25 protein-coding genes are annotated in these 25,975 nt (G+C 36.5%); 11 read left to right on the top strand and 14 right to left on the bottom strand.

Features of this window, described 5'->3' with window-relative positions; translation table 11 throughout:
• Nucleotides 1–66: 66 nt before the first annotated feature.
• The 4 genes from IM793_RS08980 to IM793_RS08965 all read right to left on the bottom strand — a co-directional run bounded on the left by IM793_RS08980 (nucleotide 67) and on the right by IM793_RS08965 (nucleotide 2,879).
• Nucleotides 67–444, bottom strand: coding sequence for an STAS domain-containing protein (locus IM793_RS08980; RefSeq protein WP_193420667.1), 378 nt, complete (start codon nucleotides 442–444; stop codon nucleotides 67–69).
• A gap of 43 nt (nucleotides 445–487) precedes the next feature.
• Complete coding sequence (locus IM793_RS08975) at nucleotides 488–1,432, bottom strand: phosphoribosylaminoimidazolesuccinocarboxamide synthase (RefSeq protein WP_193420666.1); 945 nt, start codon at nucleotides 1,430–1,432, stop codon at nucleotides 488–490.
• Between the two features lie 114 nt (nucleotides 1,433–1,546).
• Nucleotides 1,547–1,825 carry a hypothetical protein gene (locus IM793_RS08970; protein WP_193420665.1) on the bottom strand — a complete coding sequence of 93 codons (279 nt, stop codon included), beginning with the start codon at nucleotides 1,823–1,825 and terminating at the stop codon, nucleotides 1,547–1,549.
• Between the two features lie 94 nt (nucleotides 1,826–1,919).
• A complete protein-coding gene (locus IM793_RS08965) occupies nucleotides 1,920–2,879 on the bottom strand; it encodes a PhoH family protein (RefSeq protein WP_132397547.1) in 960 nt (319 codons plus the stop codon).
• Nucleotides 2,880–2,982: 103 nt separating this feature from the next.
• Between IM793_RS08965 and IM793_RS08960 the strand changes: the two genes are divergently transcribed.
• Nucleotides 2,983–3,762, top strand: coding sequence for an S-adenosyl-l-methionine hydroxide adenosyltransferase family protein (locus IM793_RS08960; protein WP_121284777.1), 780 nt, complete (start codon nucleotides 2,983–2,985; stop codon nucleotides 3,760–3,762).
• Between the two features lie 295 nt (nucleotides 3,763–4,057).
• Nucleotides 4,058–4,576 carry a hypothetical protein gene (locus IM793_RS08955; RefSeq protein WP_193420664.1) on the top strand — a complete coding sequence of 173 codons (519 nt, stop codon included), beginning with the start codon at nucleotides 4,058–4,060 and terminating at the stop codon, nucleotides 4,574–4,576.
• A gap of 176 nt (nucleotides 4,577–4,752) precedes the next feature.
• On the opposite strand, the gene IM793_RS08950 is transcribed toward IM793_RS08955, so the two are convergent.
• The 7 genes from IM793_RS08950 to IM793_RS08920 form a co-directional block, all read right to left on the bottom strand.
• The gene (locus IM793_RS08950; RefSeq protein WP_193420663.1) at nucleotides 4,753–5,703 is read right to left on the bottom strand and encodes a D-2-hydroxyacid dehydrogenase; all 951 of its coding nucleotides are present in this window, start codon (nucleotides 5,701–5,703) and stop codon (nucleotides 4,753–4,755) included.
• A gap of 68 nt (nucleotides 5,704–5,771) precedes the next feature.
• The gene (serC, locus tag IM793_RS08945) at nucleotides 5,772–6,845 is read right to left on the bottom strand and encodes a 3-phosphoserine/phosphohydroxythreonine transaminase (RefSeq protein WP_193420662.1); all 1,074 of its coding nucleotides are present in this window, start codon (nucleotides 6,843–6,845) and stop codon (nucleotides 5,772–5,774) included.
• Between the two features lie 406 nt (nucleotides 6,846–7,251).
• Nucleotides 7,252–9,744: a TonB-dependent receptor gene (locus IM793_RS08940; RefSeq protein WP_227256191.1), complete on the bottom strand. Its 2,493-nt coding sequence runs from the start codon at nucleotides 9,742–9,744 to the stop codon at nucleotides 7,252–7,254.
• Nucleotides 9,745–9,817: 73 nt separating this feature from the next.
• Entirely contained in the window at nucleotides 9,818–10,489 is a 672-nt protein-coding gene (gene rpe, locus IM793_RS08935) for a ribulose-phosphate 3-epimerase (protein WP_193420661.1), read from the bottom strand.
• A gap of 300 nt (nucleotides 10,490–10,789) precedes the next feature.
• On the bottom strand, nucleotides 10,790–12,925 hold the full coding sequence (gene pnp / locus IM793_RS08930) for a polyribonucleotide nucleotidyltransferase (protein WP_193420660.1): 2,136 nt from the start codon (nucleotides 12,923–12,925) through the stop codon (nucleotides 10,790–10,792).
• A 177-nt stretch (nucleotides 12,926–13,102) separates the two neighbouring features.
• On the bottom strand, nucleotides 13,103–13,387 hold the full coding sequence (rpsO, locus tag IM793_RS08925) for a 30S ribosomal protein S15 (protein ID WP_055913898.1): 285 nt from the start codon (nucleotides 13,385–13,387) through the stop codon (nucleotides 13,103–13,105).
• A gap of 350 nt (nucleotides 13,388–13,737) precedes the next feature.
• Nucleotides 13,738–13,941: a hypothetical protein gene (locus tag IM793_RS08920; protein ID WP_193420659.1), complete on the bottom strand. Its 204-nt coding sequence runs from the start codon at nucleotides 13,939–13,941 to the stop codon at nucleotides 13,738–13,740.
• Nucleotides 13,942–14,054: 113 nt separating this feature from the next.
• Between IM793_RS08920 and IM793_RS08915 the strand changes: the two genes are divergently transcribed.
• On the top strand, nucleotides 14,055–14,474 hold the full coding sequence (locus tag IM793_RS08915; protein WP_132397533.1) for a thioesterase family protein: 420 nt from the start codon (nucleotides 14,055–14,057) through the stop codon (nucleotides 14,472–14,474).
• 288 nt (nucleotides 14,475–14,762) lie between these two features.
• Nucleotides 14,763–16,187 carry an MATE family efflux transporter gene (locus tag IM793_RS08910; RefSeq protein ID WP_193420658.1) on the top strand — a complete coding sequence of 475 codons (1,425 nt, stop codon included), beginning with the start codon at nucleotides 14,763–14,765 and terminating at the stop codon, nucleotides 16,185–16,187.
• 273 nt (nucleotides 16,188–16,460) lie between these two features.
• Here the strand turns inward: IM793_RS08910 and IM793_RS08905 are convergent, their stop codons facing one another.
• Both IM793_RS08905 and IM793_RS08900 read right to left on the bottom strand, forming a co-directional pair.
• Nucleotides 16,461–17,369 (bottom strand): hypothetical protein, encoded by a 909-nt coding sequence (locus tag IM793_RS08905; protein WP_193420657.1) that lies wholly within the window; start codon nucleotides 17,367–17,369, stop codon nucleotides 16,461–16,463.
• A complete protein-coding gene (locus IM793_RS08900; protein WP_193420656.1) occupies nucleotides 17,370–18,029 on the bottom strand; it encodes an ATP-binding cassette domain-containing protein in 660 nt (219 codons plus the stop codon).
• Nucleotides 18,030–18,258: 229 nt separating this feature from the next.
• Between IM793_RS08900 and lepA the strand changes: the two genes are divergently transcribed.
• From lepA to IM793_RS08880, 4 genes are all read left to right on the top strand, one after another.
• A complete protein-coding gene (gene lepA, locus IM793_RS08895; protein ID WP_121284766.1) occupies nucleotides 18,259–20,046 on the top strand; it encodes a translation elongation factor 4 in 1,788 nt (595 codons plus the stop codon).
• Nucleotides 20,047–20,175: 129 nt separating this feature from the next.
• On the top strand, nucleotides 20,176–21,057 hold the full coding sequence (locus IM793_RS08890) for a bifunctional 5,10-methylenetetrahydrofolate dehydrogenase/5,10-methenyltetrahydrofolate cyclohydrolase (protein WP_193420655.1): 882 nt from the start codon (nucleotides 20,176–20,178) through the stop codon (nucleotides 21,055–21,057).
• A gap of 146 nt (nucleotides 21,058–21,203) precedes the next feature.
• Complete coding sequence (locus tag IM793_RS08885; protein WP_193420654.1) at nucleotides 21,204–21,464, top strand: DUF6364 family protein; 261 nt, start codon at nucleotides 21,204–21,206, stop codon at nucleotides 21,462–21,464.
• A gap of 3 nt (nucleotides 21,465–21,467) precedes the next feature.
• Nucleotides 21,468–21,887, top strand: coding sequence for a PIN domain-containing protein (locus IM793_RS08880; RefSeq protein WP_132397523.1), 420 nt, complete (start codon nucleotides 21,468–21,470; stop codon nucleotides 21,885–21,887).
• Between the two features lie 100 nt (nucleotides 21,888–21,987).
• Here the strand turns inward: IM793_RS08880 and IM793_RS08875 are convergent, their stop codons facing one another.
• A complete protein-coding gene (locus tag IM793_RS08875) occupies nucleotides 21,988–22,323 on the bottom strand; it encodes a Rieske 2Fe-2S domain-containing protein (protein ID WP_193420653.1) in 336 nt (111 codons plus the stop codon).
• A 107-nt stretch (nucleotides 22,324–22,430) separates the two neighbouring features.
• On the opposite strand from IM793_RS08875, the gene IM793_RS08870 reads away from it, so the two are divergent.
• The 3 genes from IM793_RS08870 to IM793_RS08860 all read left to right on the top strand — a co-directional run bounded on the left by IM793_RS08870 (nucleotide 22,431) and on the right by IM793_RS08860 (nucleotide 25,908).
• Nucleotides 22,431–23,054, top strand: coding sequence for a 7-carboxy-7-deazaguanine synthase QueE (locus IM793_RS08870; RefSeq protein ID WP_193420652.1), 624 nt, complete (start codon nucleotides 22,431–22,433; stop codon nucleotides 23,052–23,054).
• Nucleotides 23,055–23,115: 61 nt separating this feature from the next.
• Nucleotides 23,116–24,978, top strand: a complete 1,863-nt coding sequence (locus IM793_RS08865) for an OmpA family protein (protein WP_227256190.1) — start codon at nucleotides 23,116–23,118, stop codon at nucleotides 24,976–24,978.
• A gap of 279 nt (nucleotides 24,979–25,257) precedes the next feature.
• Complete coding sequence (locus tag IM793_RS08860) at nucleotides 25,258–25,908, top strand: YceH family protein (RefSeq protein WP_193420650.1); 651 nt, start codon at nucleotides 25,258–25,260, stop codon at nucleotides 25,906–25,908.
• Nucleotides 25,909–25,975: the final 67 nt, after the last annotated feature.

The raw sequence follows: 25,975 nt of genomic DNA, 5'->3' as shown, positions 1-25,975 counted from the left end.
ATAAGATATAAAAAGCCTCGTAGATCTTTAGAAACTACGAGGCCGGAATGTTATTTAAATATTTTGTTATTTAGCGCCTCTAAACTCTTTCTCTAACTCATCCATAAAGATAAAATCAGTAGCTTCATCTATTGTATTAACAAACGTTACAGATTGAAATATGTTTGATAATTCGATAATTGATGCCAGCTCATCATTAATTCCGGTTACAATAAATAATCCGCCTGCCGATTTGCAAAGTCTGTCGCCAACCAATAAGCAGCTTAAATCCTGTGCATCACTACACTCTGTAACATAACTTAAATCAACAATGATGTTCTGAAATCCCCCTGCATTAAGCAAATAGAACTCTGATTTTAAACCTGGGGCATTGTCATTTGTAAACTTATGTTCTTCTAACTTTAAGGTTACATATTTATCGTGTTTATCTACTGAAAATTTCATCTCTCTAATCTTTATGGTACTAATGTATAAATTTCTTTCGAATTTAAAGTGTTTCTAAAGCCTTTAAAACATTAGTTTCAATGCGGCTTGAAATTGCATCAGCATCAGCTTTTATAAAGGTCTCCCCTACAATTTTTTCATAAAGTTCAATGTAACGTTCTGAAATTGAATTTACAATTTCCGGTGTCATTTCTGGAATAACCTGTCCATCTTTTCCCTGAAAACCATTTTCAATTAACCATTTTCTTACAAACTCTTTTGAAAGTTGTTTCTGTGGTTCATTGTTATCCTGGCGATCCTGATAGCCATCGGCATAAAAATAACGGGAAGAATCTGGAGTGTGAATTTCGTCGATAAGGTAAATTACACCATCAGCCATACCAAACTCGTATTTCGTATCAACTAAAATCAATCCGCTTTTTGCCGCAATCTCAGTTCCACGTTGGTATAGTGCATGAGTGTATTCCTCTAATTTTTCATAATCGGTTATGGAAACAATACCTTTTGCTAAAATATCTTCTTTTGAGATATCCTCATCATGCCCAACAGAAGCTTTTGTTGTTGGTGTAATAATTGGCTGAGGCAATTTATCATTTTCTTTCAATCCATCAGGCAAAGAAACGCCACATACCGAACGTTTTCCTGCGCTATATTCACGCCATGCATGACCTGCTAAGTAACCTCTGATTACCATTTCAACCTTAAATGGTTCACAGATACGGCCAATGGTAACCATTGGATCTGGTACATCTAAAACCCAGTTGGGAACGATATCTTGGGTAGCTGCTAAAAATTTAGCTGCAATCTGGTTTAATACCTGTCCTTTAAATGGAATCGCTTCAGGCAATACAACATCGAATGCAGAAATACGGTCAGATACCACCATTACCATAAACTGGTCGGCTATAGTGTATACATCGCGGACTTTACCCTTGTAAAAATTACTTTGATTTGGGAAATTGAAATGAGTTTCTTTAAGTGCTTTCATGAGGGGATAAAAATAGGGAAAAAGTCCGAAAGTCCGAAAGTGTTTAGTTCGAAGACAGCGGCCAGAAGATAAAATATTATAAAGAAACCTGCAGTTTGTAGGCTGCAGGTTTCTTTATCTTAAATTATTTAAGGCCTGTTTAAATTTTTCTGCTGAAATGGTGCTGATACATTTATTGTTAACCTGAATACCGATGTTATCATCCAATTTAATCAACTGAAGACGTCCTTTAAAAATATGTGCCTGATTAATATCTGTAAATGCAATTAAATTTTCAAGTTTTTCTTTTCTGCAAACCCATTCTTCATCATTTCTTGAAACGATCAACCGAATGGTTTGCTGCAATTTCTCAAAAGAAAGCTTTAAATTATTTTCCAGATAAATACTTTCCATAATTATGATGTGAGATGTATTGATATAAGATGGATGATGTTTTTAAAAGAATTAAATCTTTTCCGTTTTACATTATCCATCTTACACCTTCCATTTATTGAATATCACCATAAGCTTTTAAGATATCTTTAACCAGTTTATGCCTCACCACATCTTCGCCGCTTAGATAAATAATATCAATTCCTTTAATATCTTCTAAAATTCTTAAGCCATTGAATAAGCCCGACATTTGTTTTTTAGGTAAATCTATCTGTGTAACATCACCTGTAACAATAAATTTTGCGGTTGGCCCCATACGGGTTAAAAACATTTTTAACTGCATATCGGTAGCATTTTGAGCCTCATCTAAAATCACAAAGCAATTATCTAAGGTACGGCCACGCATAAATGCCAGGGGTGCAATTTCTATTGTACGGTTTTCGATGTAGAATTTCAATTTCTCAGCAGGGATCATATCATCTAATGCATCGTATAGCGGGCGTAAATACGGATCGATTTTTTCCTTTAAATCGCCTGGTAAAAACCCCAGGTTCTCTCCTGCCTCAACCGCCGGCCTGGTTAAAATGATGCGTTTAATTTCTTTGTTTTTTAAAGCCCTAACTGCTAGTGCTACTGCAGTATATGTTTTTCCAGTTCCGGCAGGGCCAATGGCAAACAGAATATCGTTTTTAGCAATACTGCTTACCATTTTACGCTGATTTGCAGTTCTTGCTTTTACCAACAGACCGTTTGTACCAAAAACAATCACTTCTCCTCCGCCACCTGTTGGTTGTTCTACATCTTTTTTTGTAACGCCCGCTGCCTTTGCACCTAATATTGTTTCTACATCATTATTGCTTAGCGAGCTATATTTTTCAAGATGCGCAATCAGTTGGTTAAACTTCTCTTCGAAAGCCTTAAGTTCCTGTTCATCACCGAGAACCTTAACATCACTCCCTCTCGCCACCAGTTTTAACTTCGCGAAAGCACCTTTAATCATTTCGTAATTCTCATTGTTCGGCCCCCAAAAGTGAGCAGGATTTACGGTATCCAGGGTTAATTTTAATTCGTTCAAACTGTAGTATTTTAAAAAGTTATCGGGGTATATTAATTAAAATTTGAATATTTGCAGACGCTTAGGCCTGTACACAAGAATAAGCAATAATAATGAATTTTTAATGGGGATAATTACTTTAACAACAGATTTAGGTTCAAAAGATTTTTACCAGAGTGCCCTTAAAGGTAGTTTGTTGAGTCTTATGCCAAATGTTAATTTAGTTGATATTACCCACGAGGTTCCATCATTCAATATTTCGTACGCTGCCTTCGTTTTAAAAAATGCTTATCCTTACTTTCCGAAGAATACCGTACACCTAATCGGCATCGATTCTGTGTACAGCGAAAACACCAAGTATATTGCTGTAAAGCACCGTGATCACTTTTTTGTAGGGGCTGACAATGGCATTTTCTCTCTTCTTTTTGATGATGTTCCTGAAGATGTGGTAGAGCTGAACATTATGCAGGATCTTAAGTACCTGCACTTCCCCTTGGTTGATATTTTTGTTAAGGCAGCAACACATCTGGCCAAAGGTGGCAAACTGAAAGACATCGGTTTACCTGTAGCAGAGATTGAACAGAAGATGCTTTTACATCCTGTAATTGAGCGGGATGTGATCCGTGGAAGTGTAGTGTACATTGATACTTTTTGCAATGTGATTACCAATATCACCAAAGATCTTTTTACCAAAATACAGAAGAATAGAGATTTTACCCTTTATTTTAGAAAAAGCGAAACCATTACACAACTAAGCTGGCACTATAATGAAGTGCCGGAAGGCGAAAAACTTTGTCTGTTCGGTATTAGTAACCATTTGGAAATTGCCATTAATAAAGGTAAAGCGAGTGGATTGTTAGGTTTGCATTTAGGTGATATTGTACGGGTGGAGTTTCATTCTTAAAAGGAGAAAGATTAAAGGTGAAAGACTAAAGATCAATGCGGAGAATAAGGAGGAAAAACCATCATTTCGGACGGAGTGCAACGATGTTGAGAAATCTATCGTGGCAGATTTCTCCAGTACACTGCGTTTCAGTCGAGATGACGGTCATTTTTAGGCACGAAGTGCTTGTAACTACCAATTTTAAAGCACTAGAAAGACCATCAATATTGGACATCTTGCATTACCAATGAACGAGTGACAAATGAACGAGTGAACCAGGTAAAACAACTTCTACTCTTTTCGCGTTTATATCTACATGAAGAAATATTTTTATCTGCTCTCGCTTATCTTATTTAGTTTTCAAGCTTTTGCGCAACAGGATACTGCCGCTTATGCAGCACAACGCAATAAAGTAAATTCACTGCTTCAAGAGCGAAGCGCAAAATTTGGCCAATATGATGAAAGTTTAGCGCAGCGTTCAGGCATTTTTGGGTGGCAAACGAAGAAAGACATCAAAAATTCAAATGAAATTCTCCGTCAGGTGGTATTAACCGATAATAATATTTTTAAGGAACTGAAAGTCTTAATGGATTATAAAGACCTGCAAAATCAACAAAAAGTGGCCGTTGCAGATAATTCACAGGAACGCATAGAACGTTATATGCAAACCATTAAAAAATTACAGGATCAGAACGCACAGCTTAAAGAAGATTTAGAGAAAAAAAATAAAGGAGGTTTATCAACCTATATCATTGTCTTTTTGATTTTGATAATGGCAGGTGGATTTTATTTCTTCAATAGAAAACTACAGAGGTATGAAAAAAGGACTGTTTAAAATCTTGGCGAAGATAAACAAGGCTGTTCTGCCAAGCTTGTATAAAAAAGATCCGAACAAGCTGACCACTTTTCAGAAAGTGATATTGGGTTACCGTTATTGGGTTACAACGAATGCGTTGGACTAGTTTAGAAAAACCTCACAGATTTTAAAAACCTGCGAGGTTTAAAATATTATTATTTCTTAAAATGCTCAATAATCAATTTAGCCAATTCCGTACCAATACGTTCTTGTGCTTCGTTGGTTGATGCACCAATATGTGGTGTCAATGAGATTTTAGGGTGTGTTAAAATTTCTGCCAATGGAGTTGGTTCATTATCGAAAACATCTAAACCCGCGAAAGAAACTTTGCCTGAATTTAAGGCTTCAATTAAAGCTGGCTCATCAATTGTTCCACCGCGTGAACAGTTTACAATACCTACCCCATTTTTCATTTTAGCGAATTCTGCTGCACCTAAAATCGGTTTTTCAGCAAATGGAGTGTGTAAGCTAAAGAAATCACTTCCTATAATTACCTCATCTAATGAAACTGTTTTAATTGGGATACTTACGGATTTACCACCCTGGAATTCCAAAGTAATTTCAGATTCTGAAGGATATAAATCGTAAGCTAATACATTCATACCTAAGCCTAAAGCCACTTTTGCAGTTGCACGGCCAATACGACCAAAACCAATAATACCGATAGTTTTGCCGCTTAATTCAGTTCCTTTAGCATAAGCTTTTTTAAGGTTATTGAATTGTGTAGCACCTTCTAAAGGCATTTTACGGTTAGCATCCTGTAAAAACCTGATACCGGTAAATAAATGTGAAAAAACCAATTCAGCAACAGATAATGAAGATGCAGCTGGTGTATTTACCACTGCAACACCCTGACTGCGTGCATATTCTACATCAATATTATCCATACCAACGCCACCTCTACCAATTAATTTGATATTCGGAACGGCATCAATTAATTCTTTTCTAACTTTTGTTGCGCTACGAACGGTAATGGCATCGTAGTTTTTCAAAGCCTCGGCTAATTTATCCTGAGGAATGGTTTCTGTATCAACCTGGAAACCTGCTTTTTCTAATAATTCTTTTCCGATGGGATCAATCCCATCGTTTGCTAATATTTTAATCATTGTATATATGATTGCACAGATTTGATTGATTAAATAATCGCATTAATCATCTGTGGTTAAAATTTAAATTAATTTGCTTTTGCTTGTTGTTCCTCAAATATCTGCATGGCCTCGACCAAAGCATGAACACTTGTAATTGGCAAGGCATTATACATCGAAGCGCGGAAACCGCCTACACTTCTGTGGCCTTTAATCCCCACAATACCTTGTTCTTCTGCATATTTTAAAAATGGTTTTTCCAATTCTGAATTTTCCATTACGAAACAAATGTTCATTCTGGAACGGTCTTCAACTGCGCAAGTTCCTTTAAACAATGGATTACGATCGATCTCTCTGTAAAGTGCTTCAGCTTTTTGTTTGTTTTCTTTTTCAATTTCTGCAACACCGCCTTTAGATTTTAACCAACGAAGGTTTAATAAGGCAACATAAATAGAAAAAACCGGAGGTGTGTTATACATTGAACCGTTATCGATATGCGATTGATAGTTCAACATTGATGGAATTTTACGGTCAATTTTACCTAAAATTTCATCTTTAACAATAGCGATGGTTAAACCTGCCGGACCAACATTTTTTTGCGCACCTGCATAAATTAAATCGAACTGAGAAACGTCGATTACACGGCTCATAATATCTGACGACATATCGCAAACTACAGTAACATCGGTTTTAGGTACTTCGAAAAGCTCTGTTCCATAAATAGTATTGTTTGAAGTATAGTGGAAATACGCACTATCAGCAGGAATTTCAAAATCTTTCGGGATGAACGTATAATTCGCATCTTTAGACGATGCAACGACATTCACATTGCCGATAAATTTAGCCTCTTTTAATGCTTTGGTTGCCCAAACACCAGTATCTAAATAACTTGCTGTTTGTCCATCGCCCAATAAGTTCATCGGAACCATCGCAAACTGTAAACTTGCACCACCTTGTAAAAATAAAACGGAATAACCCGACGGCACATTTAATAATTCTTTTACCAACTTATCAGCTTCAGCAACAACTGCCTCAAATTCGGTTGTTCTGTGCGAAATCTCTAAAATTGATAATCCATCGTTAAAATCTAAAACAGCCTGAGCTGCTTGTTTAAACACTTCTTGAGGTAAAATACAAGGGCCTGCGCCAAAATTATGCTTCATCTTATTATATAATGTTTTATGGCAGTAAATGTAAAATTTTTAAAGCAGTTATGCCCATAAAATCGTCACCTAAAAAATTAAATTTTGTTAAAAAAAAGAATGAAATTGATTGATTTATTGCAGTTTTTGTAATTAAATCGTTTTATTTAAATGAGACGAAACGAACCAGTTATTTTCGTAAACCTGTTAGGTTTAAATGTAGCAAATCAGCTCCCAATACAAGCTCTGTAAGATAATACGGTCTGAAAATTACCCTAATTATCCCGCGGGTTTCCAAAATTTGATGATTCTCCAGGATCAGTTAGCAATTCTCAATCTGCAGTTTACATTTATCGGTTTGAAATTCTCAGTTAACGATTTGCAATTAGGTTGACATTAAAGAACTGAAAACCTTTTAGGACTAAGCTTAGTTTTTCAACTTCACAATTAACTTTAAATTAAACTGCCGGCCGGTTAAATAATTTGGAATGGCATATTGTACATTATCTACATCTTTTAGCCAGAGATAAGAAACGGTATTATTGAGATTGAGCATATTAAAAACCTCAAAAAACAGAATTACAGCATTAAAATTTCTATCCAGAAATTTTGGTTTATGTATGGCTGCATCATCTAAAAAATCTTTTGAAAACCCTATATCAACCCGCTTGTAAGATGGAATGTAAAATTTATCTAAATATCTTGGAGTTTGCGATGGACCAATTGGCAAACGTGAACCATAAAGTGCGTTAAGGTGAACTTTATAAGTCGGGCTATTCAATAGTTTATCCTGAAAAAATATGGAAAAATTCAGGCGTTGATCTGTTGGTCGTTTTAAGTAGCCCGGATAAATTGTGGTTCCATTTTGAACATAACTATCATCAATAATATCTTCATTGGCATGCATTACCGACATCCTGAAATAGGAAACCAGGTCCTTTACAAATTCGCCACCAATGCTGAAATCAGCACCATAAGCGTAACCACGCGATACTTCGTTCGCCAGGTACTTAATCCTTAGATTATCAATTTTATAGGGAATTAAGCGGTCTGAATATTTAAAGTAAGCTTCTGAAGTAAACTTTAACCTTGTTCCTAAAGCATCAAATGCATATTCGTAACCCAGCGAAGTATTATAAGAACTTTGCGCTTTTTGGTTGATATTTAATTGCCCGGAAAAATCGCGTATGGTACGGTATGATGGTGGTTGTTTGTATACACCTGCAGAAAACCTCAGAATCTTATTGTTCGAATTTGGCCTATAGGCGATCAATATCCTCGGACTGATCAGTAATTGTTTACTTAAAGAGCTATAAGTCGACCTTGCTCCCAGCTGTAATTCTGCAGAACCGGAAAGTGAGTAACTATCCTGGATGTATGCGCTGTAATTGCTGATATCAAGATTGTTTTTTACATTAATTACGTTTTGCAAAACAATGTTTTTGGAGTTATTGGGTAAGATAAACCCAGCCGAATCGGTATAATTATATTCGTTTAACTGATCCTTATATAAGGATTTATCGAATTTTAAGCCCCAGGAAAAAACATGGTTATCAAAATTCTGATCGACCTTAATTTCAGAAGCAAAAATTTGGGTATTTAAACTATTCCTTCCATAATTATAATAGCTGCCAATACCCTTGTTTTTACTTACCGGCCCAAAATTTTCTCCAGGAAAGTTATTATCCACTTCATCAAAAATATAGCTGCCGTTGATATCAAAACGTTCCCTTTCAATCGTGTTAAAATAGCTATTGATAAACTTGATGACCAAATTTGGTTCTGGCGAGTATGTTGCGGTAACAGCGCTACCTAAGGTTTGGTAATCGTCAATCTCCTGTCCCGTGTAATCTACATTTAACCTTAATGTAGTGCTTAAAGTACCAAACTTTGTTTCTCTGTTTGTGGGTACCAGTTTAAATTGCCCAAGGTTAAAACTTCCCAAATAACTGATATTGAATTTCTGCGAAAAATCGTACTGATAAAGCAGCTGTGCGTCGGCAAAGTTAGGACTATAACTACCTTGCTCATCTTGTTTGATGAGCACGCTCGAATTGTTTTTATAGCGTAAACCAGCCAATAAAAAACTGTTTTTAAATATCCTTTTTGTAGTTAACGAGGTATTTAAAAGACTGGTGCTAAAAGTAGTTTGATTGCTATCTGGTTTATCATATCTGATATCTAAAATAGAAGAAAGTTTATCGCCATATTTCGCTTCAAAACCACCGGCGGAGAACTTTGCTTTACTGACCAGGTCTGAATTGATAAAACTCAGCCCCTCTTGCTGTCCGTTGCGGATCAGCACTGGCCGATTAATTTCTACATCGTTAATATAAATAAGGTTTTCATCAAAATTGCCTCCCCGAACGCTATATTGGGCACTTAATTCATTATTTGTAGATACACCAGGCAGCGTTTTGAGCATGCTTTCAAAATTACCAGAAACCAATGGCATGGAGGATACATCTGCAATATTAATGGTAGTGGTGTTACTTAACTGATTCTGTTTATTGGTGATGTTAACCTGCTCTAACTCATTAATATTAGCGATTAAGTTCACTTGTTTAACAATCCGCGCACCTGAACGTTCATTAAATTTGATGGTTTGGGGCTGGTAACCTAAAAGAGAATATTTAATGCTAAATGTTTTCGATTTGGAATAAATGGTATAAACACCAAATTCGTCTGTAACGGTTGATTGCGCTTGTCCGAGAACAATAACAGTAACCTGAGATAATGGAAACTTTTCATTATTATAAACTATCCCCGAAACCCTAACTAAAGGCTGCGCTACAGCAAAACAGCAACCGAAAATTAAAAGAAGCAGGATGAGCCTAAATTTGAGCATTTTACGCGTAGAGATTTGGTTAAAGTAGCCACAGATGCATACAAGATAAACACGGATGTCTTTATTTCTCAAAAAGGTAAGTAACGGTAGAATCCTGAAAACATTCCCAATATGTGCCCATCCTTTTTTATCTGTGGTTAAAAACTTAAATGCTTACAGCATTCGTTGTTAAGCTTTTCATTTTGGCAATCGTTTCAGTCGGATTATCCGTTGCGAAAATTGCATTTCCGGCTACAAAAGCATTGGCACCTGCTGATGCTAACATAGCAACATTTTGTAAACCCACACCACCATCTACTTCAATAATCAAGTTTTCGTTTACACCTTGAATCAAGTCTTTTAAATCTTTTATTTTCTTATAGGTATTGTGGATGAAAGCTTGCCCACCAAAACCTGGATTAACCGACATAATCAGCACCAGATCCAGGTCTTCAATTACATCCTGTAATAAGGTTACCGGGGTATGCGGGTTCAACGCTACACCTGCCCTGCAACCAGAAGCTTTGATTAATTGAATCGTTCTATGCAAATGCGTGCAGGCTTCGTAATGTACTGTGATGCGGTCAGCACCTGCTTTCGCAAATTCACCGATAAATTTATCCGGCTCAACAATCATTAAATGTACATCCAAAGGTTTGATAGCATGTTTTTTTACAGCAGCCATTATCGGGAAACCAAAAGAAATATTTGGAACGAAAACACCATCCATCACATCAACGTGGAACCAATCGGCCTCACTTTGGTTAATCATTTCAATATCGTGTTGTAAGTTGCCAAAATCGGCAGAAAGTATGGATGGGGCAATGATGTATTTCATTTAATGATCTCTTAGTATTAAAGTAACATTTTAAAACGACCGTCACCCTGAATTCATTTCAGGAACTTATGAGTAGGTAAGATGCTGAATAAATCCGATAGTTATCGGATCAGCATGACGGTATGATGCAAGTTACAAAAGAACTGTGAAAATTTTTAAGTTAGAATCAAAGATGCTGAAATAAATTCAGCACGACGAAGCGTATTAATTCGATTTAGAAGTAAAAAGCCCTTTCAGTTTTACACTGAAAGGGCTGATCTTAATATCTTCCGACTCTGGTCTCCCCGACTCGGACTTGTTTTACGCTTGTGGCGCTGCTGGTTTTTCTGGTCTTGGCAATAAAACTTTGCGAGAAAGTTTCATTTTACCTTGTTTATCAATGTCCAGCAATTTAACTTCGATTTTATCACCTTCTTTTAATACACCATCCATGGTTTCTAAACGCTCCCATGAAATTTCAGAGATGTGTAATAAACCATCTTTACCTGGCATCACTTCAACAAATGCACCAAAAGGCATAATCGATTTTACCTTACCCTGGTAAACTTCACCAATTTCTGGTTTGGCAACAATGTTACGGATACGTGTAACCGCTGCATCAATAGCTGATTTGTTATCAGCAAAAACTTCTACAATACCTTTACCATCAACTTCTTCTATAGAGATTGAAGCACCGGTTTCGCGTTGCATTTCCTGGATAATTTTACCTCCAGGGCCGATAATGGCACCGATAAATTCTTTATCAATAGTTAAAGATACGATACGTGGAGCGTGTGGTTTGTAATCTTCGTTAGGGCTGCTAATGGTTTTCTTCATCTCGTTTAAGATGTGTAAACGACCTTCTTTAGCCTGTAACAAAGCTTTAGTTAAAACTTCGTAAGATAAACCATTGATTTTTAAGTCCATTTGACAAGCAACGATACCATGTTCAGTACCGGTTACTTTAAAGTCCATATCACCTAAATGATCTTCATCACCTAAAATATCAGAAAGGATTGCATATTTACCAGTTTTCTCATCGGTAATTAAACCCATTGCGATACCAGAAACCGGAGATTTGATTTTAATACCAGCATCCATTAATGCTAATGTACCAGCACAAACAGTTGCCATTGACGAAGAACCGTTAGATTCTAAAATATCAGAAACAATACGGATGGTATAAGGATTTGCTTCACCTTGAGGCAATACTTTTTTCAATGAACGTTGTGCTAAAGCACCGTGACCAATTTCACGACGGCCAGCGCCTCTGTTTGGTCTAACCTCTCCAGTTGAGAAACCAGGGAAATTATAGTGCAATAAGAATTTGTTGTAACCATTAAAGAAAGCACCATCAATCATTTGCTCATCATCTTTGCTACCTAAAGTAACGGATGTTAAGGATTGAGTTTCACCACGTGTAAATACAGCCGAACCGTGAGCAGCAGGTAAATAACCAACTTCACTCCAGATTGGACGGATTTCTGTAGTCTTACGACCATCTAAGCGGATACCCTCATCCAGCAATAGATTTCTAATGGCATCGTACTGAACATCATGATAATAATGTTTAGCCATTGCTTTGGTTAAATCAGCAGTATCTTCTGGCATTGCTTCGAAGAATTCGTTAATGATTGCAGTGAAACCTTCTTTACGAACATCTTTATTGCCACCAGCTTTTGCTACAGCATAAACTTTATCGTAAGTATCAGCATAAACTTTAGCTTTTAAATCAGCATCATGATCTTCGTGGTTATATTCACGTTTAACTGTTTTGCCGGTAGCTTCAGTTAATTCAACCTGAATGGCACATTGAACTTTAATTGCATCGTGTGCAAATTTTAAAGCTTCAACCATTTCGTCTTCCTGAATTTCATCGCACTCACCTTCAACCATGCCTATATCGTTAGCTGAACCAGCAACCATAAACTCTAAAGTTGCACGCTCTAAATCGCTGGCTTTAGGATTGATAATTAATTTACCATCAATTTTAGCAACACGTACTTCAGAAATCGGACCGTTGAAAGGAATATCAGAAACTGATAATGCAGCAGATGCTGCTAAACCTGCCAAACAATCCGGCATAATATCTTTATCAGCAGAGATTAGAGAAATCATCACCTGTGTATCAGAGTGATAATCACTTGGAAACATTGGGCGTAAAGCTCTGTCCACTAAACGTGAAATTAATACTTCGTAGTCAGATAATCTTGCTTCACGACGTAAAAAGCCTCCTGGAATACGGCCAGTAGCCGCGTATTTCTCCTGATAATCAACCGATAATGGTAAAAAATCAGTACCTGGTTTAGCGCCAACAGTAGATACAACTGTTGCTAACAACATCGTATCGCCCATTTTTACTACAACCGAACCATCAGCCTGTTTAGCTAGTTTACCAGTTTCAATTTCTACAATTCTGCCATCGCCCAAATCGAACGATTTTTTTATTACATTCATTTAATTAGAATTATGGTGTGTTTTCCTCTTTCTACACACCGTTGTTTATACATGTTTTTGTTTTTGCAAACGAAGATAGGATTAAAAAAGCCTATCTATAATAAAACCCGTTAAAAAAATTAACAGGGAATTAAAAAGCCATTCCCTGAAGAATGGCTTTTAATGATAAACTTGCGCTTATTTTTGTTTGATGATATCACGAAGCGATAAAGCTTTGATGATAGCACGATAGCGCTCAATATCTTTTTTGTATAGGTAAGCCAAAATACCGCGGCGTTTACCTACCAATTTTTGAAGTGACAACTGAGTAGAGAAATCTTTACGATTTTTCTTTAAGTGTTCTGTTAAGTGCGCAATACGGTATGTAAATAACGCTACTTGACCTTCTGCAGAACCCGTGTTGGTTTCTACTTCGCCGTGCTCTTTAAAGATTACAGCTTTTTTCTCTGGACTTAAATACATTCTTGAATAATATTAAAGCAATAAAAAATTAATTAATTGTGGCGCAAAGATAAGGTTATTTTTGGTTAAAAACAAGAGGTGTTTTTTATTAACTTGAATCAGATAAGTCAGTAGAAAAGTCGTCATCTCGACTGAAGCGTAGCGAAATGGAGAGATCTATCTTCATAGATTTCTCGACTGTGTTGCACTCCGCTCGAAATGACGACTTTAGACTTACAATCGCCAATATTTTAATGCTTTTGACTAAAAAACTAATCTTACTCTATGACGATTGCATCAGGAAAGATTAAAAATTAAATCATCAGAATAAAGATTAAACTGTTACTTCTTTATCAAAAGACATAAAGTAATTATATGGTTGGCTTACGAATTACAAGCCCCTTGCCTTGCGGAGATTTTAATGGCTTGCCGCCGTTCATGGTAACCGAAATGTAATTAAGCTGCAGAACCCCAAAAAAACGCTGCTCGGGGGTACGGCTCAAATAAATAGCATCACGCTCCTCAGCAATTGTTTCGCGTGGAGTATTGACATCATATAATTTGAGTTTTCCCATTTCATATCAAAAATACAAAAAAAAAGCAAGTAGTGCTTTACATTTCTTCCACATTTAGTAAGCAATACTTTACAATCAAGCTTTATTTATACTTTTGCTGAAAACATCAACCCTTGGAAAAGAATCAATATAGCATTTTTGAAAGCGAACTACGCGTCCGCCCGGATGATATAGACATGTTTAACCATGTACATAACAGCAAATACTTAGATTATGTATTGGCTGCACGTTATGAGCAGATGGAAAAATTCTACGGCATGCCATGGGAACATTTTACCAAACAAGGTTTAGGCTGGGTAGTAAGTCATGTAGATATTAACTTCAAACGTCCCCTGCTAATGAACGATTTAATGCTGATCAGAACCGGAATTTTAGCTATGAATGATAAAGGCTGCTCTGTTCAGTTCGAAATTATTAATCATAAAACGGGCAAAGTGGCTTCAGATGGTATTTTTGATTACGTACTGATTGATTTAAATACCGGTAGAGGGACAAAAGTTAACGAAGAAATGATTAAGGCCTATAGTATTTAATATTGATTACACAGATTAAAGAGATTAGAAGGATTATAATTCTGTGGATTCTGTGTTTCCGTGGCAAAAAGAAATCGCAAAATTTAATCAATCCCTTGAAAATTGGTCATCAAAACTTGACAATTCAAAATTTTAGCTATCTTTGCTTTATCAAAAAGACCAGAGCCATGATAGTATCTGCAATCAGTTTGAGGTTTTAAGTAACTGAGGATTCCCTCCATTTCAATTTTAGGTATGTGCGCTTAGCCGCGTATCATTGGTTTATACATCACAATTTATTTTTATTATATGTCACAGTCTACAAAGGCACAGGGCAAACTATCGTCATTTTTCGATATTCTAATCCAGTCCTTAAAAGGTCACGAAGTTGACCTCACTTCCATTAGTATAAAACGCGCCATTATTTTATTGGCCATTCCCATGATGCTGGAAATGGCTATGGAATCGGTTTTTGCTTTGGTCGATTTATATTTTGTTGGCCACCTGGAAAATAGTAGTCATGCTATACAGACCGTTGGTTTAACGGAATCGGTTTTAACTATTATTTATTCATTAGCCATTGGCTTAAGTATGGCTGTAACTGCTGTGGTTGCACGTAGAATTGGCGAAAAAAATCCAGAAGCGGCATCAAAGGCTGGAATGCAAACCATTGTAATAGCTGTTTTCGTAAACATAATAATCAGTATCCTGGGGTTAATTTACGCCAGAGATATTCTATTACTCATGGGCGCTTCAGCTGAAACTGCTGAGCAAGGTGTCGCATTCGTTCGCATTATGATGGGTGGAAGTATCATTATTGTATTGCTATTCTTGATTAATGGAATTTTTAGAGGTGCTGGTAACGCGGCAATCGCAATGCGGAGTTTATGGATCGCCAATATTGCCAACATCATCCTCTGCCCTATTTTTATTAACGGTTTTGGACCAGTACCTGCATTTGGTTTAACAGGCGCTGCAATTGCAACCACAATTGGTCGTGGTTTGGGTGTTAGCTACCAGGTATACAATTTATTTAGCGGTAAAAATGCGCTTAAGATACGTATCAGCCATTTTATTCCAGATTTTACGCAGATTAAGGCGATTGTTAAAATTGCCGCTCCAGCTATTTTTCAGTTTGTAATTGCAAGCTGCAGCTGGGTGTTTTTAGCAGAACTGGTTGCCACTACTGGTGGTGATACGGGATCGGCAGGTTACCAAACAGCACTGCGACTCATGATGTTTTTTATGTTACCAGCCTGGGGCTTAAGCAATGCAGCCGCCACGTTGGTTGGTCAGAATTTGGGTGCGGGCCATATAGATCGTGCTGAAAAGTCCGTTTTCCAAACCTTAAAATACATTTTGATTTTTATGGCGGTAGTAAGTGTACTCTTTCTTACTTGTGGGCATTTGTTCGCTGCATTTTTCACTTCAGATGAAAAGGTAATAGCTATTGCCGGTAAGGCTCTTAGAATTATGAGCCTCGGTTTTGTGATTTATGGAGCGGCGATGGTATTTAGCAGCGCATTTAATGGTGCTGGCGATACCTGGACGCCTACAAAAATTAATGTTTTTGCATTTTGGCTGTTCCAGATTCCTTTGGCTTATTTACTGGCGAAATATTTAGAAATGGGTCCAACTGGAGTTTTTATTGCTATACCAACGGCAGAGGCTGGAATTGCTGTAGCTGCTTATTTCTTATTTAAAAAAGGTAAATGGAAAAAAACTATGGTTTAATAGGATTTAATCACAGATCAAATGAATAGACACGGATGAATCTATCTGTATTGTTCATCAATACCTGTGGTTAAAATTCTTATTGCTATTCCTCTATCCCTTTTAAATCGATTTTATTAAACATAATGAAGTAGTATAAAACACAGTTGCCTAACAGTACTAAACTGAACAAAACATAATAATGCCCGAGTATGGACCACATGGCAATAAAAAAGAAAAACAGCAGCCATTTCAGGTATTTATCCATATTTAACCTAACTATATATAATAATATTAAAAGAAAGATAATCCTGCAATGCCGAATAAGATTCCATTCGCTATAGCATATAGGTTAAAGCGAGCAGCCATAATCAAAAATATCCATTCAGGGATTAAAATAAAGACAAAAACCAATAACCAGTTTAGCATTCTTTTGAATACAGAAATCTGCAGACTTTTATTAAAATTTAAAAATTCAGTTTCAAATTTTAGTAGGGTAAAAACTAAAACTGCATGACATAAAACAGATGCCAATAACGCAACCAATATTACACGCATATCATTACGCACATCAGCAAACATCCATAACATTCCCTTAAAGAAAATGAATGACAAGACCTTGCACATCAGCAACATTAATGGTTGTTCTTTCAATAAATGAAACAGCGGCCAGCTAAAGAATGGTTTATTTACCTTCAGCCCTACTGATATCGGTTGTCTGTCTTTTTTTAGAAAGCCCAATGTTACGGATTGATAGGTAAGCCAGGATAAACCAAAAATTATGAGCGAAAAAACAATTAAAATAAATGCGATGCTAATGAAAAAGTGGTGATGGATACTTAAGACAATAAGTAGAAAAACATAAATAATAACTGGTAAGAGAATGGTAAAATATAACCTTAACCACAATTTTAGCTGCATCTTTTTTTCCAGAGCAGCTGTTTCTTTAATAAAATTATATTTGGCTGATGCTAATTTTTGTTTGATAAAGAAATGAACTTTTGTGGCGTATAAAAGCCATGATACAAATACAACGGCCATTCCGATTGGAGAAGAAACACCGGCTAATAATAAGGCTGTTTGGTAGCTGACTAATTGCGAGGGTTCTACTATGCCAAATAACATGTAAATGCCAACAAGAAAAAAGCCAGCATGTTGCTGGTAAAATTCTTTCGACAGCGTATTAATCAATAACTTCAGCATTTAGAGTTTAATAATTTGTTTATCAACGATTTGAAGTACAGTATTAAGTTGAATTTTATCGTTATTTACCTCTTGGTGTGATGATAAAAGAAACCCCTTTCCTTGCGCTGCTTTTTCTGTAATTAATTGATACAGTTTATCTGCCGAGTTTACATCGATAGTAATTAAAGGTTCATCTAAAATGTATAAATCGGAGTTACCAATAAATGCGCAGATCAGCGAAAGTTTTTTTAACATTCCACTAGAATAACTCCCTATTTTATTGCCAAGAAACAGCGTCATTGCAAAATATAGTGCAAGATTTTTTGCCTGTTTTCTTTCAGCACCCCTGGTTTCAATATAAAAATCGATCAACTCCTGCCCGGTTATAAACAAAGGATATTGGGGCTCAGCTTCGGCAAAACTAATGGCGGATTTGAATTTTACAGGGTCTCTTTTAAGGCTGATATCATTAAGCTCTACTTCTCCTTTAAAAGGTGTTTGTCCGGAAATAATGCGAAATAAGGTTGATTTACCAGTGCCATTCCCTCCTTTTAACCAATGAACTCCGTTATCGATTTTCCATTCGCCAAAGTTTAATACTTCGTGGCTACCGTATTTTTTATTGATATTGGTTAAACTGAGCAAAATGTTTGATTTTAGTCCTCTTTTAGATTCCATGATGTTCAATTTGTTACTTACTAAAGCTTCTTGCCGGAAAAATGTAAAAAGGACCATTATCTTAACTTTAATAAACCTGATTGGAACGAACACGCAATGCAATGGAGTAAAGTGGAAAGCAGGACTACTGTAACCGAAAAGCCCCTGTATTTGCTTTTCAAATCAAAGTGCCTGGGGTGAATATTTTCTAGATTAAAAATTACCTTAAAAAACATATCTTTGCGCAAAGATGAAGCATATACGTAATTTTTGCATTATTGCACATATTGACCATGGTAAGAGCACCCTGGCCGATAGGTTATTAGAATATACAGCGACGATTTCGCAGCGTGAAGCGCAGGCGCAATTGCTCGACAACATGGATTTAGAGCGTGAGAGAGGCATAACGATTAAAAGTCATGCCATACAAATGAACTATAAGGTTGGTGATATTGAGTACAATTTTAACCTGATTGATACGCCAGGACACGTAGATTTCTCGTACGAGGTTTCTCGCTCTATTGCAGCCTGTGAAGGGGCATTATTGATTGTAGATGCTTCGCAAGGGATTCAGGCCCAGACCATTTCCAATTTATATTTAGCTTTAGAGCACGACCTTGAAATTATCCCGATTTTAAATAAAATGGATTTGCCCGGGGCTATGCCTGAGGAAGTAAAAGACCAGATTATTGATTTAATTGGCTGTAAACGTGAAGATATTATTCCTGCATCTGGTAAAACAGGTTTAGGGATTCCTGATATAATTCAGGCCATCGTAGACCGCGTTCCTGCTCCTGTTGGCGACCCTGAAGCGCCCTTACAAGCCTTAATTTTCGACTCCGTTTTTAATTCTTTTAGAGGCATTATCGCTTACTACAAAGTGGTAAATGGTGAGATTAAAAAGGGAGATAAGGTAAAATTTATTAATACTGGCAAAGAATACCTGGCTGATGAGGTTGGTATTTTGAAGCTGGATATGGCACCTCGTAACGTAGTTAAAACCGGCGATGTGGGTTACATCATTTCTGGTATTAAAGAAGCCAGAGAGGTAAAAGTTGGTGATACGATTACAACTGTGGCCAGGCCGTCATTAGATGCCATTCAGGGTTTCGAAGAGGTTAAACCAATGGTTTTTGCTGGTATTTATCCTGTAGATACTGATGAATTTGAAGAACTGCGTGAGGCGATGCATAAGTTGCAGCTGAACGATGCTTCTATCGTTTTCGAGCCGGAAAGTTCTGCGGCACTTGGTTTTGGTTTCCGTTGCGGTTTCTTAGGGATGTTGCACATGGAGATTATCCAGGAGCGTTTAGAGCGCGAATTCGATATGACGGTAATTACAACGGTTCCCAACGTATCGTACATTGCACACACGACAAAAGGTGATGAGTTTATCGTAAATAATCCATCTGATTTGCCAGATCCAAGTAAACTGGATTCGGTTGAAGAACCTTACATCAAAGCAAATATTATTACCAAGTCTGATTTTGTTGGTCCGATAATGTCGCTTTGTATCCAAAAACGAGGAGCGATTATTAATCAATCCTATCTAACTTCAGACAGGGTTGAGTTGGTTTTCGAAATGCCAATGGCCGAAATTGTATTCGACTTTTATGACAGATTAAAAACACTTTCTAAAGGATACGCTTCGTTTGATTACCACCAAATTGGTTACCGTAAATCTGATTTAGTACGATTGGATTTATTGTTAAACGATGAGCCTGTTGATGCGTTATCATCACTGATTCACCGTAGCAACGCTTACGATTTCGGAAAGAAAATTTGCGAGAAATTAAGAGAATTAATCCCTCGTCAACAATTCGAGATTAAAATACAGGCTTCAATTGGTGCTAAAGTTATTGCACGCGAAACACTAAGTGCCTTACGTAAAGATGTAACGGCTAAATGTTATGGTGGTGATATTTCCCGTAAACGTAAGTTACTGGAAAAACAGAAAAAAGGTAAAAAACGCATGCGTCAGGTGGGTAACGTAGAAATTCCACAGACAGCGTTTATGGCAGTTTTGAAATTGGATTAAAATAGAATCTTGATACAAGTATCAGGTATCAAGATTCTCGCAAATTTAAATAATAGTTAAAATTATAAAGAGCAATCAAGTAGACCATTTAGTCTTGATACTTGGTACTCACTACCCGATACTTTTAAAATGAAATTATTAGACGGTAAATACGTATCAGAAAAAGTTAAAGTTCAAATTGCGGAAGAAGCTGCAGAATTTTTAAATAAAACAGGCCGTAAGCCACATTTGGTTGCCATTTTGGTCGGTAACGATGGTGGTAGCGAAACTTATGTGGCCAGTAAGATGAAAAACTGCGAAAAAGTTGGTTTTAAATCATCATTGCACAGATATGATAACTCGGTAACTGAAGCTGAGTTATTGGCAAAAATCGAAGAAATTAACCAGGATAACGATGTGGATGGATTAATTGTTCAACTACCACTTCCGAAACATATCGATCCTGAAAAAGTAACTGAAAAGATCGATTATCGTAAAGATGTAGATGGTTTCCATCCTGTAAATTTGGGCAGGATGATGCGTAATTTACCTTGCTTTATTCCGGCAACACCCTACGGTATTTTATTGATGCTACAAGAGTATGGGATCGATACGACAGGAATGCACTGTGTTGTTGTTGGTCGTAGTAACATTGTGGGTAGCCCGATGAGTATTTTAATGGCACGTAACGCAAATCCAGGCAACTGTACGGTAACACTTACCCATTCGCGTACTAAAGATTTAAAAGAGCAAGTCTTACAAGCAGATATTGTGATTGCCGCAATTGGTAAAAAGAATTTTGTTACTGCCGATATGGTAAAACCTGGCGCAATTATTATTGACGTAGGTATCAACAGGGAAACTTCTACAGAAACCAAATCTGGCTTTAAGTTATTTGGAGATGTAGATTTCGAAAACGTGGCGCCTAAGGCTTCTTACATTACGCCTGTTCCAGGTGGTGTTGGTCTAATGACAATTGTTGGCTTATTAAAAAATACATTGGCATCAGCCAGGAAAGAAATATATTCTTAAGGTTGAGGGTTTAAAGACAGAAGGTTTAAGACAAAGCCCAAAACAAAAAACAAAAGCGGTTCATACATTTGAGCTGCTTTTTTTACGTATACTATTTTTAAATTATACGTGTATTTTGTATATTTGTTTTATAAAACAACAAGACAATGGATGCTAAACTAACATTAAGCTTTAACCAAAACGTAGTTGATAGGGCAAAAAAATACGCTGCCGAAAACAACATCAGTCTTTCTCGCCTAGTAGAGCATCTTTTAACACAGGTTACTGCTAAAGAGTACAAATCTTTAGAAGACTTTCCCATTTCGGATTGGGTGAGTATGGTTGCTGAGGGTGAAGTAGAGTATAAAAAAACGCCAAAGCCAAACCGTAAAGTTTCAAAAGATGAATTCTTTTCTTCTAAAAAGTAATCGATGGAGATATTTTTAGATGCGAATGTTCTTGTTTCTGTATTGAATAAGGAATATCCGCTTTATACCTACTCGTCGAGAATTTTAAGTTTAGCATCGCATCCAAATTTTGAAATTTATACTTCTCCCCTTTGTTTAGCTATAGCATTTTATTTTGCTGAAAAAAAACATAAATCACATTTGGCTAAACAGAAAATCGACTTGCTTTGCCAACATATTAAGATTGCAGGAAATTCATCAAAAAGTGTTTTGGATACCTTGTTGAATAAATCAATTCACGATTTTGAAGATGGTTTAGAATATTACGCTGCCAAATCTGTCAATTGTAAATGTATTATCACGGAAGATATTGAAGATTTTTATTTCTCAGAAATTGAAATTTTGAACTGTCAGGAATTTTTTAAAAGATATTTGCTAAATTAAGTTTATAATAGACTCGGCACTCTGATCTGATAGCTATAGGATTTATTTCAGGGTCTTAATTAGAGAGCTGTTGAAATAAATTCAGTCTGACGGGAATAGATCATCCCCAAAGTTTACTCCACCAGCTTTCTTCAAAACCGATATAGAGACCATCTTCACGTAACTCAGTTGGATAGATATTGATATAGTCGCCCTGTCCTTCGGCTCCCCTGCCTGTAGTTAAACTATATTCATATCGATGGATTGGGCAAATTAGGTTTCCGTTTTTGCACCAGCCACCACTAAAATGGCCACCAGCATGTGGACAATGAGATTGGGTTGCAATAATTTTATCATCAATATTGATCAGACAGATCTGTTTTCCTGCAAGCTCAATTGTTTTAATTGTATCAGGTTGAGGAATTTGATTCTTATTTAGCGCCTTAAACCACTTCATTCTGCTAAAATACTGCAAATAAATATCACTCTTGTTTCATCTTTCTATTAAATTTCAAAAGAGGAACAGCATCACCATATTTTTTTAGGATATTTGCATCCTCAAAAATGAAACAAGAAATACCAGAAGACGGCACATTACTTCCTTTAATGGAAGAATTTTATACTATACAGGGCGAAGGATTTAATACTGGTAAAGCAGCTTATTTTATCCGTTTAGGAGGCTGCGACGTGGGTTGCCACTGGTGCGATGTTAAGGAAAGCTGGAACGCCGAAATGCATCCACTTACCCTAGCTGATGTAATTGTAGAGAATGCCGATAAATTTCCGGGTAAAGCTGTTGTAATTACCGGTGGTGAACCCTTAATTTATAATCTTGATTATTTAACCAACAAATTAAAAGAAAGAGGTATCCTTACCTTTATCGAAACGTCTGGTGCCTACCCACTTTCCGGAAATTGGGATTGGATTTGTTTGTCGCCAAAGAAATTCAAAGCACCAAGGCCAGATATTACACCATTTGCACACGAATTAAAGGTTATCGTTTTTAATAAAAGTGATTTTAAATGGGCAGAAGAATATGCCGCAATGGTATCTCCTACCTGCAAATTATATCTTCAGCCAGAATGGTCTAAGTCAACAGAAATTACTCCATTAATTATTGAGTATGTAATGGCTAATCCTAAATGGGAGATTTCCTTGCAAACACACAAGTTTTTAAATATTCCTTAAATTAGTTTACATTAGCTTTAATAACCAATGTTAATGTATGAGGTTTTGTCTATTCTTATTTTTGAGCCTATTCAGTTTTAATGCGTTTGCTCAGGTTTCGGGTAATAAAAAAGCGCAAAACTTTTTCGAAAAAGCAAATCTATTCATTCAAAAGCAAGATTATCCCTCGGCAGAACAGGCATTAAAAAGTGTTGTTGAAGCTGATCCTTTATTTCAAAATGCTTATATACTGCTTGCTGGAGTTTGCAAGGCACAAAAGAAATATCAGGATACCAGAACGGCCTACGAAAAAGCGATATTAATTAATAAAGCAGTAGCTCCTGAAGTAATTTATAACCTCGCAGAGACAGAATTTGCTACGCAGGATTATTTAAAAGCAAAACAGCATTTTAGTGATTTTTTGATGCTAGATTCCTCATCTGATAGAGTAAGAAGAGCAAAAAAATACCTTTTAGACTGTGATTTTGCTACCATTGCAATAAAGAAACCGGTAAAATATAGCCCGATAAATTTAGGTGAAGGTGTAAATACAAATGATGCGGAATACTTCCCAGCAATAACTGCTGATGGCGAAACCCTGGTTTTTACCCGCCAGATTAATGGAAATGAAGATTTCTGGACGTCACAGCTTAAAAATAATTCCTGGAGTATTGCTACTCCCTTGTCAAGCAAGATTAATACGACTAAGTACAATGAAGGTGCCCAAACCATTTCGCCTGATGGGAAATACCTGTTTTTTACAGGATGCAACCGACCAGATGGTTTAGGCAGGTGTGATATTTATGTTTCTCACCGTGAGGGGAAAGATTGGGGTGAGCCTTATAATGTTGGTCAGCCCGTTAATTCTGAATTCTGGGAGTCGCAGCCTGCTATTAGCCCCGATGGACGGACTTTATATTTTATTAGTAACCGGCCTGGCGGGTATGGTGGTTACGATATATGGAAGAGTACCATTACTGATGATGCCAAATGGGGACCTGCCATTAATCTTGGTTCAGAGATCAATACCGCTTTCGATGAGAATACCCCTTTTCTGCACGTAGATGGTAAAACTTTGTATTTTTCTTCTAATGGTTGGCCAGGTTTCGGAAATAAAGATATTTATTATAGCAGGATGGATAATGATGGCAAGTGGCAAAAGCCAATTAATATCGGTTATCCAATCAACTCTTTCGAAGATGAAAGCGGTTTGGTAGTGAGTGCCAATGGCAATTCTGGATTATTTTCATCAAACTTAAAAGCTGGTTATGGCATGCAGGATATTTACAGTTTTGGCATCCCTGAAATAGCTAAACCGCTAAAGGTATCTTATGTGAAGGGAATTGTAAGAGACCTGGATACTAAAAAAACGATCGAAAGCAACGTTCAGGTCGTAGATCTGAAAACCAATAAAACTGTTTTTGATGATTATACCGATCCGGAAACTGGTCAATTTTTAGCTGTAATGCCTGTGGGAAGTAATTATTTGTTTAACGTAAATGCCGAAGGCTACATGTTTTATTCTGAAAACTTTGAGCTCAAGTCTGGGGATATTAATAAACCTTATCAGATTGAAGTTTACATTGAAAAAATAAAGCAAGGCGGAAATGTAACCTTAAGAAACATTTTCTTCGATACCAATAAGTTTAATCTTTTACCCGCCTCTATTCACGAATTGGATCTGCTTATTGATTTTTTGCATCAAAATGAAAAAGTACAGATTGAAATTCAGGGACATACCGATAATGTTGGTGATGATAAATTGAACGAAAAGTTATCTTTTAACAGGGCCAATGCTGTTTACAAATACTTGATCAAAAATAGTATTGATTCTAAAAGGCTTACCTTTAAGGGTTTTGGGGCAAGTAAACCGATTGCTGATAATAAAACTGAAATGGGGAGAAAAAATAACCGTAGAACGTCGTTCGTGATTACGAAGGTGTAATTTTTCTTGTGTTCATCATTATCCTTGACTTGTTTAAGAACCCTCCTCCATGTTATAATAGCCCTGAATAAATTAAGCATGCCGAAATCTATAGCGCAAATCTAATTTTTCCCCTTTTAAGTATCCAAATTTCTGACTAGTATCTTGTTAAAAGTTATTTCTGGCTTGATTTGATGCAATTACATTTTTTCTATTGTGTAATATTTTTATAACTCCTTATAAACAAATCATTAACAAAATAATTTTCAAAAATGCTCAGCCAATTTATACTTTTATAACATGGACAATGTAAAACCACTACCCGACTTATCAGCAGAAGAGCAACGTGTTTTAGGCTCGTTAATAGAAAAAAGCCGCACCACGCCCGATTATTATCCAATGACTTTAAATAGTTTAACGGCTGCATGTAACCAAAAAAGTTCGAGAAATCCTGTGGTAAATTACGATGAGGAGACCATAACTTTAACACTAAACCAACTTAAAATAAAAGGTTTAATATCCACTGCTACAGGTGGTTCAAGCCGTGCAACAAAATATAAACATAACCTGGCTGTTGCTTATCCTCTATTACCTTCGGAATTGGCTATTATCTGTCTGTTACTTTTACGCGGACCGTTAACACCCGGGGAAATTAATAGCAATTCGGGAAGATTATATGAATTTGAAAGTATAGAAGAAGTTTTAGAACAGCTTCAAAAATTATCAGATGAAGAACCTGCCTTTGTAAAACAACTGCCCAAGAAAGCTGGTCAGAAGGAAGCTCGTTTTGTTCATCTTTTAGGCGAACAAGCTGAAACCCCTATCGAAACGGAAACTGAAACTGTGGCAGCATCGCAGTTTGATCCTACAGAACTGGAAAACAGAATAGAAAAATTAGAACTGGAGATTGAAGAATTAAAAGAACTGGTTAATTTGTTGATGGATAAGTAGGTTTTCTGAGCCTGGTCGAAGACCCTTGCAAATTAATTTTTCCGTGTCTCCGTGGAAAAAAACTAAT

Origin of the sequence: Pedobacter sp. MR2016-19, assembly GCF_014947265.1 — a bacterium.
Classification (GTDB): domain Bacteria; phylum Bacteroidota; class Bacteroidia; order Sphingobacteriales; family Sphingobacteriaceae; genus Pedobacter.
Note: the sequence above shows the minus strand (reverse complement) of the source record. Positions and strands in the feature narration are given on the sequence as shown.